Below are 14,824 nucleotides of genomic sequence, written 5' to 3' on the forward strand. Positions count from 1 at the left end.
AGCAGCTTACTGGAACGAAACTCAACTAATCCAGCACGACCATGCTCAACTTCCTGTTGGAGTTTTCTGTCCGGCAGCGCGCTCTCGTGCTGCTCGGGGCTTTCTGCCTTCTTGGCGGCGGGCTTTATTCGCTCATGCATCTGCCCATCGACGCCGTGCCGGATCTCACCGGCCCGCAGGTGCAGGTGAATGTTTCCGTGCCCGCCCTCGCGCCCGAGGAATCGGAGCGCGCCGTCACACGGCCCATCGAAATGGCGCTCAGCGGCATGCCTGGCGTGCTCGATTCGCGTTCCATCACCAAATTCGGCCTCAGCCAGGTCACGGTCGAGTTTGAGGACGGCACGGACATCTTCCGCGCACGTCAGCTCGTCACGGAGCGCCTTACCGCTGTCATGCAGGACCTCCCGCCCGGCAGCGAGCTCAGCCTCGCACCGATCAGCACCGGTCTCGGCGAAATCTTCTACTACACGCTGCATTGGAAAAAGGACGCGAAAGAGCGCCCCGCCGATGAGCGCGAAGGTTTGATGCGTCTGTGGGAAACGCACGAGTATGTCGTCAAACCCATGCTGCGCACCGTGCAGGGCGTGGCGGAAATCAACAGCAACGGCGGCCACCAACGTCAGGTCACTGTCGAGCCCATGCTCGAGAAGCTGAAGGCCGCCAACATGACCGTCGGCGAGCTTGCCGACATCATCCGCGGCAACGTGGAGAACGCCGGCGGCGGCATCATCAACCGCGATGGCGAACAGCTCACCATCCGCAGCGTGGGTCGTGTTAGCACGGCGGAGGAGATCGCGAAGCTGCCGATCAAATTCGGTGCGGCGGTGCAGCCGATGAAGGTTGAAGACGTCGCCAAGGTGCAATGGGGCGCCGGATTCCGCGGCGGCGCGGCCACGATGGACGGCGATGAAGTGGTGCTCGGCACGGTCATGATGCTCATGGGCCAGAACGCCCGCGTGGTGTGCCACCGGGTCGAGCCGAGGCTGGAGGAGATTCGTGAGAAGTTGCCGGCCGGAATGGACATCACCGTGGTGTATTCACGCAGCGACCTTGTCGAGGCCACCGTTGGCACCGTGGAGAAGAATCTCGTCGAAGGCGCCGTGCTCGTCGTCGTCGTTTTGCTGGGCCTGCTGGGAAACTGGCGCGCGGCGCTCATCGTCGCGATGGCCATCCCGCTTTCGTTCCTCTTTGCCATCAGCGGCATGGTTCAGGGCGGCTGGTCGGGCAATCTCATGAGTCTCGGCGCGGTGGACTTCGGCCTCATCATCGACGGTGCGGTCGTCATGGTGGAAAACATCGTGCGACGCCTCGGTCTCAGGCAGCATCATCTCGGCCGCATTTTGACTCGGGAGGAGCGCAGCCGCGAAGTGCTCGCGGCGAGCAAGCAGATGGCCTCGCCGATGTTCTTCGGCGTGCTCATCATCACCATCGTCTATCTCCCGATCCTCACGCTCACCGGCATTGAGGGGAAAATGTTCCGTCCGATGGCTGTGACGGTCATTTTTGCACTTGCCGGAGCCTTGCTGCTCGCGCTGACGCTCATGCCCGCCATGTGCTCGTTCTTCCTCGGCGGTGACATCAATGAGAAAGAGAACTTCATCATCGCGGGGCTCAACCGTATCTTCCAGCCACTGCTGCGGTTTGCCATCAAGGCACGCTGGGTCGTCACCTTGATCGCCGTCGGCTTCTTTGCCTTCTGCGGCTGGAAATTCACCACGCTCGGCGCCGAGTTCGTGCCGAAACTCGATGAAGGAAGCATCGCGGCGATGATTTACCGCAAGGTCGGCATGAACCTCAAGGAGTCGCTCCACGAGGACCTCGAACTCGGCAAAATGGTGCGCGAGAAATTTCCGATGGTGACACGCTTCTTTACGCGCAGCGGCACCAGCGAGGTGGCCACCGACCCCATGCCGCCGAACGAGACCGACTTCTACGTTTTCTACAAGCCGCTCAAGGAATGGCCCAAAGGACCAGGCATGCCGACGACGAAGGAGGAACTCATGGCCGCGATCGAAGAAGAAGCGCTGCGCGAGCATGAAGGTCAGACCATTGAGTTCGGCCAGCCGATCGAAACGCGCTTCAACGAGATGATGGAGGGCACGAAGGCCGAGCTCGCCGTGCGCATCTACGGCACGGACTTCGACATGCTCGAAAAGCTGGCAAACCAAGTCAAAGACATCATCAACGACACCCCCGGCGGCGAGGCCGAACTCGAAACCGACGGCCGTCCGAGCACCGTGGTGCTTCAGGTGAAGCGCGATGTGCTCACGAAGTACAACGTTCCGCTCGCCGAGGTGAACCGTGCCGTCTCCGCCGGACTTGGCGGCGAGGTTGCCGGTCAGGTCGTCGAAGGCAATCGCAAGCGTGACATCGTCGTGCGCCTTCCTGAAGAGGATCGTTCCAAGGAGGAGATGATGAAATCACTGCCGCTGCGTGTCGGCGACTACGGCATGATACCGCTTGGCGATGCCGTGGAAATCCGCACCGAAAAAGCCGTCGATCCCATCCGCCACAGCCGCACGCAGCGACGCGCCGCCTTGCTCGTCGGCGTTAAAGGTCGCGACATGGAAGGCTTCGTCAATGAAGCAACCGCTCGCATCAAAAAGGAGGTTCCATTCCCCGAGGGTTACGACTTCGAGTTCGGCGGCACCTTTGAGAACCTGCAGGAAGCCCGCGCCCGCCTCGCCATCGTCGTTCCTACGGCGCTGGTGCTGATCTTGATGCTCATCTTCTTCGCCTTTGGCAGCGTGCGGCAGACGTTGCTCGTCGCCACCGGCATCCCGCTTGCTCTGACGGGCGGCATCATTGCCCTCGGTCTGCGCGGCATGCCCTTCAGCATCACGGCGGCGGTAGGCTTCATCGCGCTGAGCGGTGTTGCCGTGCTCAACGGCCTCGTGCTCGTGAACTACTTCAACGAGTTGCGTGAGGAAGGCATGAGCGTGCGGGACGCGGTGCTCAACGGGGTCGCAACACGACTTCGCCCCGTCATGATGACCGCGCTTGTTGCCGCGCTCGGCTTTGTGCCGATGGCTCTGGCTCATGGTGCGGGAGCCGAAGTGCAGCGCCCGCTGGCCACCGTTGTCATTGGCGGCATCATCAGTTCCACTCTGCTTACCCTGCTCCTCCTGCCGATGCTGTATGACTGGATTGAGCGGCGGGTGAAACCTGACGAGGCGTCCGCGGAAAGCTGAGCTCAGAAATCTTAATCAAGACGGGAGGCCGCCTCAGGCACACGCCGGAGGCGGCCTTTAAGGGCCAAAACAAGCAGCACTGTTCGCAGCGAGGACTTCGGATTAATCTCGGACTACCGCTGTGGATAGCCGGGCGGAGGTGGAGGAAGACCGGAGGGTGGTGTGGTGGTGCCGTAACCTGCCGGAGGGGGCGCACCGTAGTTCGTGGTCGGCGCTGGCGTGGTTCCATATCCCGCAGGTGGAGCGCCGTATCCCGGCGGCGAAGATCCATAGCTTGCAGGGGCCGCACCATAGCCGGCCTGAGATGGGGCGCCGTAGTTTGTCGTTGGGGCAGCGCCACCAGGGATTGTCTTGGCCGTCACCGTTACATCGCCGAGCTGATGATAAGGAATCTGAATGTACTCTGCCGCAGCGCGGGAAAGATTGATGATGCGGTTGGGATAAGACGGGAAGCGGTCATTGACGGTCACATTCACTGTGCGGCCGTTGCTGTTGTTCTTCACCTTGACCACCGTCCCGAAGGGCAGGGTGTTGTGCGCGGCAGTCCAGCCCTGCGGGTAATAAAGCTCTCCCGAACTCGTATGATGCCCCGCGTAGAGATCTGCCACGTAGGAGGCGTAGCCTCGCGCCTTGTAGGCGGGTTTGGCGCAGCTTGCCAGCAGGACCGGCAGCGCGATGGCGATGGATCGAAGGAGCATGGATAAGTTCATCATCTGCTGGTGCTGACCATAACCGGATTGGCACCCGACACAATCCTGCTCATCATCCGGGTGTGAAAAGAACGCGTGTCATGTTTGCCGCCTCATTGGTTCTGCTGCCGCCTCTGGCCGACTGGTTCGCGGCCGATCAGCTCGCGCATCCGCCGCGCAGGCCGTTGCAGAATTATCATCGCGAGTTTCTGGCCGACCCTTCGGCGCACGGCGTGGTGGTGAAGTCGTTCACCTGCAGCAACAGAACGCCCTGTCTCATGTGCGAGCCCGATCCGACGGGCGCGGTCGGAAAACGCGGGCGGGCGATTCGCGAGCAACTGGAGAAGAAGAATCTCGTGCTGCCGCCCGCCGGACGGATTGTCGGCAATCTGGTGCTCGTGCATGGCCGTCGAGGTCGGAAAGAGGATTACCTGCTCATCGCTGAGCGCTTCTGCGCCGCAGGATTTCGCTGCCTGCTTCCGGATCTGCCGGCACATGGAGATCACCCGGGCGGGACAGCCTGTTATGGGGTGAAGGAATGGCCGATTCCTGTGCTGGTGCTGCGTGAGGCGGCGGCGAAGTTTGGATTTGATCCCCAACCATGCGGAATCATGGGGATTTCAATGGGTGGTGCCGTGAGCATTCGTGCGACGGTGAAAAATGAAATGCCCTGGCGCACGGCGGTGTTTGTCTCAACGTTTGACTCGTTGGATCATGTCGTGCGGCATCAGGCTTCGGAGCTGGTGGGCTCGTGGTGCGGTTCAGGGCTTCACTGGATCACCGGCAGAGTGTTTGAATGGCAGACAGGCATGCAGATCGGTGCAGCAAACTCCCTCGCACTGGTTCCTGATTTGAAATGCCCGACGCTGATCGCCCATGGAAATTCCGACAGCGTGATTCCTGTCGAGTATGGCAGGCCGCTCTTTGAAGCGCTTCCGACGAACATCGAAAAGCGCTGGATCGAAATCCCGGGCGCAGATCACGACAACGTGCTGATCACTGATTTTCCCATCTACTCGGAGATGGCGGAGTGGATGCTGCGCCACGTTCCCAATTGAAGCCGGTTTAGGCAGCCGGATCTCGAAGCTCCACTCCACCGCAGTCGGAGCAGGCGGCGGTGCCGGTCTGATACTCGGCGCCGCAACGAGGGCAGGTGGGCAGCTTCGAGGAAGACGGCGGGTCGTAGTCCTTCTCGGCCAGGTCCTCCTGCTTGAAGAAAGCCTGAAGCGCCTCGGCTTCGAGAGAGAGTGATTCGTTTTTCGACCAGCCCGCGACGTAGCGTGCTTCGCGCCAGAATTGAACTGCAGTCTGCAGCCAGCGCTTTTCATCCAGCAGGCCGTGCCAGGCGAGCGGATGCGGCGGCTCCTCCTTTGTGCTCAGGCTCACGCCGTCAAAGGCACGCATCGTGAGCTGAGGCAGAAAGGCGATGCCGAGTGCCCGCCAGCGCCGGTGGGGCAGTGAAACCTTCCGGGTGGCCCGCAGGAACAACCAGCATTGCGCAAACTGAAGCAGAAGCAGCACGCCGGCGGCGGCGAGAACAACGACACTGTCGCCGAAGCGGTGATACAGCGCGCTGATGACTCCGAAACACCAGATGAAGTGAATCGTGGCGACCATGCGCAGTGCACGAGTGGTTTGTGCCGCAACGGATGCGGCGTTGGCTGCGTCTTTGGTCCGGAGCGTGCTGCGTGCAAATTTGAGGAAAGCGCTGCGGCGCTCCTCGGCAGTCAGGTCGCGCCACGCTTCAAGACGCTGCTTCCAGGTTTCTGCCAGCGCGTTCGATGACAGACGAATGCGGGTGATGGCATCGAGATGCAGCGTGGTTTCGTCAGCTCGCGGCGACAGTTTTTCCCACGGGATGGTGACGGTCATGTCGTCGGTCAATCGCACGCGCAGCGAGTCGTGCTCGGGCACAAACAACCATGGCAGTGCCAGGGTGTGTGCCTGCATGGGAGGCAGCGGGGCAAGCAGCACGGGCGAGCCGCCGCCGATTTGGAATCGTGACCAGGGCCGGATCGTACGCCAGACGGATTTGTCCACACCAGCGGCCATCCAGGCGGCGGATGGCACGAGGCGAAGGCATTCGATCAGATACAGCAGCGCGAATACTGCGAAAAGCGTCTGGCCGTCGGTCATGCGTTATTGGCCGGGAGGCTGCTGACGGGCGCCAAAGAGCTTGGCAAAGAATTTTTTGATCGCGGCCAGCACGCCGATGACCACGAGTATGATCCCCTTGCCAAGTTTGGCGATCAACGCGCCGAGTTTCCCGAACAGCCCCATCTTGGCTGCCGCAAATGCTCCAGTGCCGGCAATGAGCGCGGTGAGACCGTATTTTGCGACCTTGTCGCCTTCGCGGAACTCGGCGTAGCGTTCACCTTCGATGTAGCCGAAGCCGGCGAGGATTTTTTCCTGCTCGGCGATCATCTGCTGCATCTCCTCGGGTTCGCAGACGAGGGTGACTTCCATCACGCCTTTGCGGCCGAGAAGGCGCGTGTTGTAGTTGATGGAGACGCCATTGTTGTCGAGCGACTTCAGGCGCGTGCCCCATTCGAGATTGTGGGTCTTTTCGTTGTAACGCGGAGGCACCACCCACCCGATAATCTCCAGTTCAGGCAGGCCGTGCTGGCGGCGGTATTCGTTTCCCTGCTTCTGGCCTTCGCGCAGGCTTTCCATCATCTCGTCGGCGTTGATCTGGTCTTTCTCGTCGTCCTTCACATAGCCGGATTCATCGAACTCAAAGATGATCCATGGGCCAAGACCTTCGACGGTCAGCATGCCGAGTTCGCGATTCGTCGCAGGATTGGCATACATCTCCATCAATTTTCGCGTGCCGTCTCCGGCAGTGAAACGGTAGCCCTTTGGAATGACGATCTCAGCCTTGTCGCCGAGCAGTCCTTTGCCTTCGCGGGTCCAACCGAGCTTTTCAATCGCATCAATGCGCTGCTGAATGCGCTGTTTGATTTCCTCCGGCGTCGGTTGTTTCGGCGCGGCGGGGCTGGGTTGCTGGGCTTGGGTGATGGATGCAACTGCCAGGCAGGCCAGCAGCAAAGCGTGCGGAATGAAAGAATGCTTCATGCGACGCCAGTCTGGCCGGGACGACGGGAGATCGTCAAGGCGAGGTTTTGGCCGGATTCGTAATTGGCAGCTTCGGTCGGAGACGGCATGTTCGCGGGTCGTTGACACTTTTCCCCGCATGTCTGAACCGGATGCCCCCCCAAATGCTGCCCCACGTCGCGGACCTGGATGCTTTACCACTCTGTTGCTGACGCTCTTCGCGGTGATGATCGTCGGAGGTGTCGTCATCTGGAAGGTGGTCGATTCGGGATTCGGCATGAAGTGGCTGAAAGAGCACTTTCAGAAGCAGACCATTACAGAGACCTTCCGGGAAAGCGTTAAGCGCATCGCTTCAACTCAGGGAGATGTGCTGGAGCTGGCCACGCTGGAATCGGAGGAGACGGTGACCAAGTTCGACACAAAGTCGCTTTTTAATGACGTGGTGTACCTCGGGACCACCGTTTCTGAGATTCGGGCGATGGTCGTGTACCGCTACCATCTGAAGCTGTCAGACGACTGGAACCTTAGAGTCGAAAATGGCCGGTGTGTGGTGATCGCACCCGTCGTACGTCCGTCGCTGCCGCCGGCGATTCGTTCGGAGACGGTGGAAAAAAAGTCGGAAGCGGGCTGGCTGCGGTTTAATGCCTCGGAGAATCTGGCGGAACTGGAAAAGGGAATGACCTCCATTCTGGAACAGCGTGCGTCGACTCCAGGAAAACTCAGACATGTGCGCGAGGCCTGCAGGGAGTCGGTGGCAAAGTTCGTTCAGCACTGGGTGCTCAGAGAGCAGAAACTGCATGAGCAGGAGGGGATCCGCGAAATCGTGGTGATATTCCCAGATGAGCCTGCGGCCAAAGATGCGGCGGAATCACGCAAACTACCGGCCACGTTGAAACTCGACGTCAACGCTGACTGAGGGCTCAAGGCTGGTTGCCAGCCGGGTCGTAGAGCAGCAGACCGGCATCGAATTTCACGAAGGTCAGGGCTCCGGGCAGGTCGGTGGGTCGAATGTTGGTGAGGCGAAAGAGCTTCCCCTTCCACGATCCATACTGACCGACGGTGCCGACGATGAGATTGACTGCGGTTGCCTGCTTGTCGTTTTTCACGACGAATTCGGCCCCGCTCATTGTTGCGCACACTCCCAAGGAGACGATCTCCTGAGCGTTGCGCTGGTTGACCACCTTTTCCATCGCTTCCCCGTGAGGACTGCCATACCAGCCGAGCGCGACGCTGCTGAGAATGCCAATCAGGCAGATGATTGTGAGGACCTCCAGAAGGGAAAAAGCTCGCGATCCATCATTCCTAAGACGGGAGGATGGAAGATAGGAAAGTCGCAAGAGGCGGGGCACGGGTTTATAATTACCATAAATATCCATCAGTCGCAATCTCTCGTTTTGAACTGTGCTTGTTCGCACTTAGGACACATCAGACATGGAAACCGACTTTCTCGCATCATTCTCCCGACCTCAGCGTGAGGCGATCGAGTCTGCCGGCTACCGAGTGTGGCGCTGGGCGATCGCGCGTGAGGTGCTGAAGGCGCGCGTCTCCAAGGGGCGGATTCTGAACGAATTAGGCGAGTTTCTGAAGACTTGGCTGCCGCCGGTCGTGCCAAGTGTGGAGGTAGACGAACTCAGTTTGGAGTTCAGCGTCGCACCGGGCCAACTGCATCTCATCGGTGGAGATGAGCCTATTGTCGGATCCCCGGTGGAGCGGGCGCTGCTGCATCTTCCCGCCTTGCGCTCGTTTTGGAGCAGGGAACTGCGTCTCCAGCACTTCAATGCATTGCAGGCCATGGTGCCGAAAGCATGGATGCTGGATGACGCGACGATCCCTCCCGGCGCGGTGATTCATGGACTCGGCTTATCTTCATGGGAACAGTCGCTGCTGGTGTACGGTTCGGATTGGGAAATTCAGGATCAGCAAGGGCGTGTGCAGGATGACAAACTTCTGGCTTTGGCGTCACGAAACAGCGTCTTGATCGCCGATTCACCACCCGGCACAAAACTCAACGCCAAATATGCGCGGAATGTCAGACATCGTGTAGTTTTGCGTTCTCTTGAAGCGTCATCATCTTGACGTGTGTCACGCGCCCGTGCGACAATACTGCATCTCAACAAAAACTCATGGCTCGCGGTTCCAACGTCACTCTCTGCTCCTTCTGCGGCAAAAGCCACGCAGAGGTCAAAAAGCTCATCGCAGGACCGGGGGTGTACATTTGCGACAACTGCATTCATGTCTGTAAAAACATCCTCGACAAGGAAGCGTCGGTGGATTCGGAAGGCGGGCCTTCGTTGCTGGTGCCGCGTCCGGCGGACATCGCGGCCCTGCTCGACAAACATGTCATTGGGCAGGCTCAGGCGAAGAAAGTGCTGAGCGTCGCGGTGCACAATCACTACAAGCGCATTCTTCACTCGCAGCAGCAGGCGGCACGTTCCAGCGGTGGCCCTGCCCGCAAGGTTGCCACGGCAATGCCTGACCAGAACGATGTCGAAATCGAAAAGAGCAACGTTCTGCTCATGGGACCAACGGGCTGTGGCAAGACCCTGCTCGCCAAGACGCTGGCGCGTATTCTGAATGTGCCGTTCAGCATTGCCGATGCCACCACGCTCACCGAGGCGGGCTACGTGGGTGAAGACGTAGAAAATATCGTTCTGCGTCTGCTGCAGGCGGCGGACTATGATGTCGCACGCGCCGAGATCGGCATCGTGTACATCGACGAGATCGACAAGATCGGCCGCAAGACGGAAAACGTGAGCATCACTCGCGATGTCTCCGGAGAAGGCGTTCAGCAGGCGCTGTTAAAAATCATCGAAGGGACCGTTTGCAACGTTCCTCCGCAGGGCGGGCGCAAGCATCCGCAGCAGGAATACATTCAGGTCAACACAGAGAACATTTTGTTCATCTGTGGCGGCGCGTTTGTGGGTCTGGAGAAGATCATGGAGCGTCGTCGGGGTGGCAAGACAATGGGGTTCTTCAACGCTCACAAGCATGACGAGGCAAAAGTCAGATCCGAAGTTGAGCCGGAGGATCTGCTGGCCTTTGGCATGATACCGGAATTCATCGGCCGTCTGCCGGTGGTCTGTTCCTTGGAGGCGCTTACCGAGCAGGAACTCATGCGCGTGCTCACCGAGCCGAAGAACGCCCTGATCAAGCAGTATGCCAAGCTGATGAACATGGATGGCGTGGAGCTTTCCATCACGCGTGACGCCATGCTCGCCATGTCGAAAGAGGCCGTTGCAAGAGGCACCGGCGCACGCGGTCTGCGCAGCATCTTTGAGCGCATCATGCTGGATGTCATGTATGACGTTCCCAGCCGCATGGACGTGCGGGGCGTGACGATCAACGAGAGCGTTGTTAAAGGTGAGCGTTCGGCAATGCTGCGCAAACGTGTTGATCGCAAGGCGGCGTAAGGTTCTGTTACAAAGCAGGGGTGAAAATTCTGCTGGAGGTTTGACGCCTCCGCAGGTCATAGTGTGCGTCATCATGACTACGACTCCTCATTCCTCATCCCGCCGTCGTTTCCTGCAACTCGCCGCCGCTGCGGCCGCCTCCGCCGGTTCACGGCATGTGATCGCCGCTGGCAAGGAACCGCAGTTCAAGATCTCGCTTGCCGAGTGGTCACTGCACAAAGGCATCTTTGGCAAGGGCAGCACTGAGCATTACGAACACCTGGATTTCTGCAAGATCGCCCGCAGCCTCGGCATCGACGGCGTGGAGTACGTCAATCAGATGTTCTTCGACAAGGCCACGGACACCGCCTACCTCGGCGAAATGAAGAAGAGACAGGAAGGCGAGGGTGTCACCGGCCTGCTCATCATGTGTGACCGCGAGGGCAATCTTGGCGATCCTGACGAAGCCAAACGTGCGAAGACCATCGAAAACCATCTGAAGTGGCTCGATGCCGCCGCTGCGCTTGGTTGCCACAGCATTCGCGTGAACGCCGCCAGCGATCCTAAACTGAGCTGGGAGGAACAGATGAAGCTCGCGGCTGACGGACTGCATCGTCTGTGCGTTGAAGGTGACAAGCGCGGCTTGTTCGTCGTGGTGGAAAACCACGGCGGTCTCTCCAGCAACGGACTCTGGCTCACCGGCGTCATGAAGGCGGCGGATCACCCGCGCGTCGGGATTCTCCCTGACTTTGGCAACTTCTACACCGACCGCAACAAGGGCGAACTCTACAATCCCTACAAAGGGCTGCGTGAATTTATGCCCTGGGTGAAGAAGGGCATGAGCGCCAAGGCGTATGACTGGGACACCGGAGCCGGCAAGTTTTACACCGAAGACCGCCGTGAAGGCCGCGAGATGACGCTCGATTTTGAACGCCTCATCAACATCGTCGTCAAGGCGGGCTACAACGGCTACATCGGCATCGAATACGAAGGCGAGAAGCACACTGAGATCGAAGGCATCAAGCGCACCAAGCAGGCGCTCGATGAGATCAAGGCGATGCTCTGATTTTTCCAACTGTCCAATCAACCCACATCCTCAGCGCCATGAACAACGACTCACCCGCTCCTTCTGCTGCAACGGAAACCCCGCTCTGGTCCGGTCACACCTCCCAGTGGGTTCACTTCTGGTATTACTTCCTGTGCGTTCTTCTGGCCGCAGGGATTGCCGTGGCTGCCACCATCTTGGCGTTGCCGACAGGCGCGTTGAGCTATGTCGCATTGGTCATCCCTGCCCTCATGTGGCTCGTGCGCTGGTGGGTCACGAAGTGCACCTTCTACGAACTCACGAGCCAGCGTCTGCGGATTCGCACCGGCATCTTGAACAAAAAAGTGGACGAACTCGAACTCTTCCGCGTGAAGGACTACAGCATGGAGCAGCCTTTCTTGCTGCGCCTTGTGGGCCTTGGCAATCTTACCATGATCACCTCTGACGCCACTTCTCCGACGGTCGCCATTCGTGCGATTCCAGAGATTGAAGCCGTTCGCGAAAAACTCCGAACCGCAGTCCAGGCCGAACGTGATCGCAAACGTGTCCGCCAGCTGGATGTCGATAACGTGGAGGATGACGGTGCCGGCCTGCACAATTAAGCCGGCATGCTATCTTTGATCATCGGCCTGCTTCGTCGGAATTTCGTCCGAGGGCTTGCCATCTTTGGCTGACGCGGTTGCGGCGAGTGAGGCGAAGTGAAAAGCTGGAAACACGCCGAGGCTGAGGGGTTAATCTGCAGGAGCCTCGTCGATCACGCTGGCCTTGCCAGCTTTGACCTCGATCCGCAGCTTGAGGCGGCCAAATTCCTTTTTGTAGCTCCAGCCAACCTCGGCATTCCAGGTGGTGGCGCTGGTGGATTGAAGCTTGCGAAGTTGCAAGATGAAAGCGGCGAGTCGCGTGTCGGGATCGACGATTGTGTGATCGGGTTCAATGTCCTTCAGGTTCTGGGCGTTGACAAATTTGAGTTTCAGGTCGTCGAAGCGATGGGTGAACGCATCGGTGGCGGGCGTCATGCCGTCACGATTGATCTCGCCCAGCACGACCGAGTAGCTCTTGCCGACGCCTGGGTTCAAATCAGGCAGCTTGCTGATGAGATGGCGCACCGCGGCCTCACCTGCGTCGCATTCATAGAGATCCAGAGGCAGAGGGGCGGTGTCCGATGAATCACAGGCGGCGAGCCCGAGGCAAAGGCTGATGAAAAGCAGGCGGCGTGTCATGGGGGCCTCCATGGCATGGAATACGCAGCTTGGCAATGCGCCGCCGCGCTCCATACTCGCCCCTCCATGTTCGACATTCGCGAAAAACCCAATCAAGTTGAGAGCGCCTTTTTGATCGGTGCCTACTTTGACCGGCGGCAGAGGCAGGAGGCCTCGGATCTGCTCGAAGAACTCTGCGAACTGGTGGAGACACTTGGCATCAATGTCGTCGGCAGGGAGCTTGTCTTTGCCCGCGAGCATACGGCGCGCCATCTCATCGGCAGCGGCAAGGCTGCGGAACTCATGAAGCAGGCGAAAGACTTGAATGCCGATTGCATCGTCTGGGACAATGAACTCAGCCCGGGGCAGCAGCGCGCGTGGGAAAGCGAAGGAGACATTTGTGTGATCGACCGCCACGAGGTCATCCTCGACATTTTCAACATGCGGGCGAAGACGCGCGAGGCGCGGTTGCAGGTTGAACTCGCCCGTCTGGAGTACTCCATTCCACGGCTGACACGAATGTGGGCGCACTTGGACCGTCAGGGTGGTGGTGCAGGCGGCGGCGTTGGAGGCGCGGGTGCGGCTCGAGGCGAAGGTGAAACACAGCTCGAAGTGGACCGCCGTCTGGCGAACAAACGACTCGACCGGCTGCGCGCTGATCTCGAAGACGTGAAGAGGCAGCGTGATACGATGCGCAAGGAGCGCAGCCGCGTGCCGGTGCCACACGCGGCCATTGTAGGATACACCAATGCAGGGAAGTCCTCGCTGTTGAACAAGCTCACTTCCTCTGAGGCCTACGTTGAGGACAAGCTCTTCGCCACGCTCGACACGACGACTCGCCGCATGGAACTGCCCGACGGGCAGGCACTCCTTGTGACGGACACGGTCGGGTTCATTCGAAACCTGCCCCATGATTTGGTGCAGTCCTTTCGCGCCACCTTGGAAGAGGCAATCCAGGCGGATTTTCTCATCCATGTCATTGATGCCAGCTCGCCGCAGGCGGTGGAATTTTATCAGACGACGACCAAGGTTCTGGGTGAACTCGGTGCAGGGGACAAGAAGGTGCTGCTGGCGCTTAACAAATGCGATCTCATCGATGGCGAACGAATGACGGAGCTGCGCCGTGAGTTTCCCGCAGCTGTCGTGATTTCAGTCAAAACAGGGCAGGGCATGGACGACTTGCTGCATCGTTTGCACGATTTCATGATTGACCGTGTGGTGAGGCTGACGTTGAGCCTGCCGCTGGATCGCATGGACCTCGTCGCTCTGGCCCATCAGGAGGGCAAGGTTCTCAGCGAGGACTATGAAACCGGTCGCGCCGAGATTCAGTGCGTGATTCCGAAACGTCTCGAGAGCCGGTTTGCCGCGTTCTTGCCGGAAAATCCAGAATTGGCTGGTCGAAAAAAAGGAAAGAAGTAAAAAAGTCGGGCAAACCGTTGTTTCCTCCCACTCATGTTCTCACTTGCCAACAAAACCATCGTCATCACCGGAGCCGGATCTGGTATCGGTCAGGCCATCGCCATTCTCTTTGCGAAGCAGGGAGCGCATGTCGAGGTGCTGGATTTGAAACAGGAAGCCGCCCAAAACACGGTGGATCAGATCAAGGCTGCCGGCGGTTCCGCGAATGGTTCGGCCTGCGATGTGGGCAACTACAGCGAGGTGAAGGCGATTTTTGACGCGGTGGCAAATCAACACGGAACAATCGACGTCCTCGTGAACAATGCGGGCATCGCCCACATCGGCACGGCGTTGACCACGAATGAGGAGGACATGGACCGTCTCCATCGCGTGAACATCAAAGGCGTCCATGCCTGCGCTCAGGCGGCTTTGACGCACATGACGGAGCGCAAGTCGGGAGTGATCCTGAACATGTGCTCCATCGCCGCTCAGATGGGGCTGGCGGATCGTTTTGCGTATTCTATGACGAAGGGTGCGGTGTTGATGATGACCTATTCGATCGCGAAAGACTTCATCAAGCAGGGCATCCGCTGCAACTGCATCGCGCCCGCACGTGTGCACACACCGTTTGTCGACGGCTACCTCGCCAAAACCTACCCTGGCCAGGAAGCGGAGATGTTCCAAAAGCTCAGCGAAGCGCAGCCCATTGGCCGAATGGCGAAGCCGGACGAGATTGCGGCGCTGGCGTTGTATTTGTGCAGCGACGAAGCCTCGTTCGTCACGGGCAGTTCTTATCCGATCGATGGCGGCGCGGTGAATCTGCGGTAATGCAAAACGGCACCGGGCTGACCCGATGCCG

At 59.3% G+C, this 14,824-nt stretch carries 14 protein-coding genes; 9 read left to right on the forward strand and 5 right to left on the reverse strand.

Annotated features, from left to right (window positions below; translation table 11 throughout):
- Positions 1-41: 41 nt before the first annotated feature.
- Positions 42-3,191 (forward strand): CusA/CzcA family heavy metal efflux RND transporter, encoded by a 3,150-nt coding sequence (locus KDL09_RS12480; protein ID WP_294385416.1) that lies wholly within the window; start codon positions 42-44, stop codon positions 3,189-3,191.
- 113 nt (positions 3,192-3,304) lie between these two features.
- Here KDL09_RS12480 and KDL09_RS12485 read toward each other — a convergent pair whose 3' ends face one another.
- Positions 3,305-3,889, reverse strand: coding sequence for a septal ring lytic transglycosylase RlpA family protein (locus KDL09_RS12485; RefSeq protein ID WP_294385419.1), 585 nt, complete (start codon positions 3,887-3,889; stop codon positions 3,305-3,307).
- 92 nt (positions 3,890-3,981) lie between these two features.
- Between KDL09_RS12485 and KDL09_RS12490 the strand changes: the two genes are divergently transcribed.
- Positions 3,982-4,938 (forward strand): alpha/beta fold hydrolase, encoded by a 957-nt coding sequence (locus tag KDL09_RS12490; protein WP_294385421.1) that lies wholly within the window; start codon positions 3,982-3,984, stop codon positions 4,936-4,938.
- A gap of 7 nt (positions 4,939-4,945) precedes the next feature.
- Here KDL09_RS12490 and KDL09_RS12495 read toward each other — a convergent pair whose 3' ends face one another.
- Positions 4,946-6,016 (reverse strand): hypothetical protein, encoded by a 1,071-nt coding sequence (locus KDL09_RS12495; RefSeq protein WP_294385423.1) that lies wholly within the window; start codon positions 6,014-6,016, stop codon positions 4,946-4,948.
- A gap of 3 nt (positions 6,017-6,019) precedes the next feature.
- Positions 6,020-6,955: a DUF2167 domain-containing protein gene (locus KDL09_RS12500; protein ID WP_294385425.1), complete on the reverse strand. Its 936-nt coding sequence runs from the start codon at positions 6,953-6,955 to the stop codon at positions 6,020-6,022.
- Positions 6,956-7,073: 118 nt separating this feature from the next.
- Here KDL09_RS12500 and KDL09_RS12505 point away from each other — a divergent pair, with 118 nt between their 5' ends.
- Positions 7,074-7,850 carry a hypothetical protein gene (locus KDL09_RS12505; protein WP_294385427.1) on the forward strand — a complete coding sequence of 259 codons (777 nt, stop codon included), beginning with the start codon at positions 7,074-7,076 and terminating at the stop codon, positions 7,848-7,850.
- A gap of 4 nt (positions 7,851-7,854) precedes the next feature.
- Here KDL09_RS12505 and KDL09_RS12510 read toward each other — a convergent pair whose 3' ends face one another.
- Entirely contained in the window at positions 7,855-8,283 is a 429-nt protein-coding gene (locus KDL09_RS12510) for a hypothetical protein (RefSeq protein WP_294385430.1), read from the reverse strand.
- A gap of 82 nt (positions 8,284-8,365) precedes the next feature.
- Between KDL09_RS12510 and KDL09_RS12515 the strand changes: the two genes are divergently transcribed.
- From KDL09_RS12515 to KDL09_RS12530, 4 genes are all read left to right on the forward strand, one after another.
- Positions 8,366-9,010: a hypothetical protein gene (locus tag KDL09_RS12515; protein WP_294385433.1), complete on the forward strand. Its 645-nt coding sequence runs from the start codon at positions 8,366-8,368 to the stop codon at positions 9,008-9,010.
- A gap of 47 nt (positions 9,011-9,057) precedes the next feature.
- Complete coding sequence (gene clpX, locus KDL09_RS12520; protein ID WP_294385435.1) at positions 9,058-10,344, forward strand: ATP-dependent Clp protease ATP-binding subunit ClpX; 1,287 nt, start codon at positions 9,058-9,060, stop codon at positions 10,342-10,344.
- Between the two features lie 73 nt (positions 10,345-10,417).
- The gene (locus KDL09_RS12525) at positions 10,418-11,389 is read left to right on the forward strand and encodes a sugar phosphate isomerase/epimerase family protein (RefSeq protein ID WP_294385438.1); all 972 of its coding nucleotides are present in this window, start codon (positions 10,418-10,420) and stop codon (positions 11,387-11,389) included.
- A gap of 38 nt (positions 11,390-11,427) precedes the next feature.
- The gene (locus KDL09_RS12530; RefSeq protein WP_294385440.1) at positions 11,428-11,970 is read left to right on the forward strand and encodes a PH domain-containing protein; all 543 of its coding nucleotides are present in this window, start codon (positions 11,428-11,430) and stop codon (positions 11,968-11,970) included.
- A gap of 129 nt (positions 11,971-12,099) precedes the next feature.
- Here KDL09_RS12530 and KDL09_RS12535 read toward each other — a convergent pair whose 3' ends face one another.
- Complete coding sequence (locus tag KDL09_RS12535; RefSeq protein ID WP_294385443.1) at positions 12,100-12,588, reverse strand: hypothetical protein; 489 nt, start codon at positions 12,586-12,588, stop codon at positions 12,100-12,102.
- Between the two features lie 66 nt (positions 12,589-12,654).
- Between KDL09_RS12535 and hflX the strand changes: the two genes are divergently transcribed.
- Complete coding sequence (gene hflX, locus KDL09_RS12540) at positions 12,655-13,986, forward strand: GTPase HflX (protein ID WP_294385445.1); 1,332 nt, start codon at positions 12,655-12,657, stop codon at positions 13,984-13,986.
- Positions 13,987-14,019: 33 nt separating this feature from the next.
- Complete coding sequence (locus KDL09_RS12545; RefSeq protein WP_294385447.1) at positions 14,020-14,793, forward strand: glucose 1-dehydrogenase; 774 nt, start codon at positions 14,020-14,022, stop codon at positions 14,791-14,793.
- The last annotated feature ends 31 nt before the right edge of the window (positions 14,794-14,824 follow it).

Source organism: Prosthecobacter sp., from assembly GCF_020439865.1.
Lineage (GTDB): Bacteria > Verrucomicrobiota > Verrucomicrobiia > Verrucomicrobiales > Verrucomicrobiaceae > Prosthecobacter.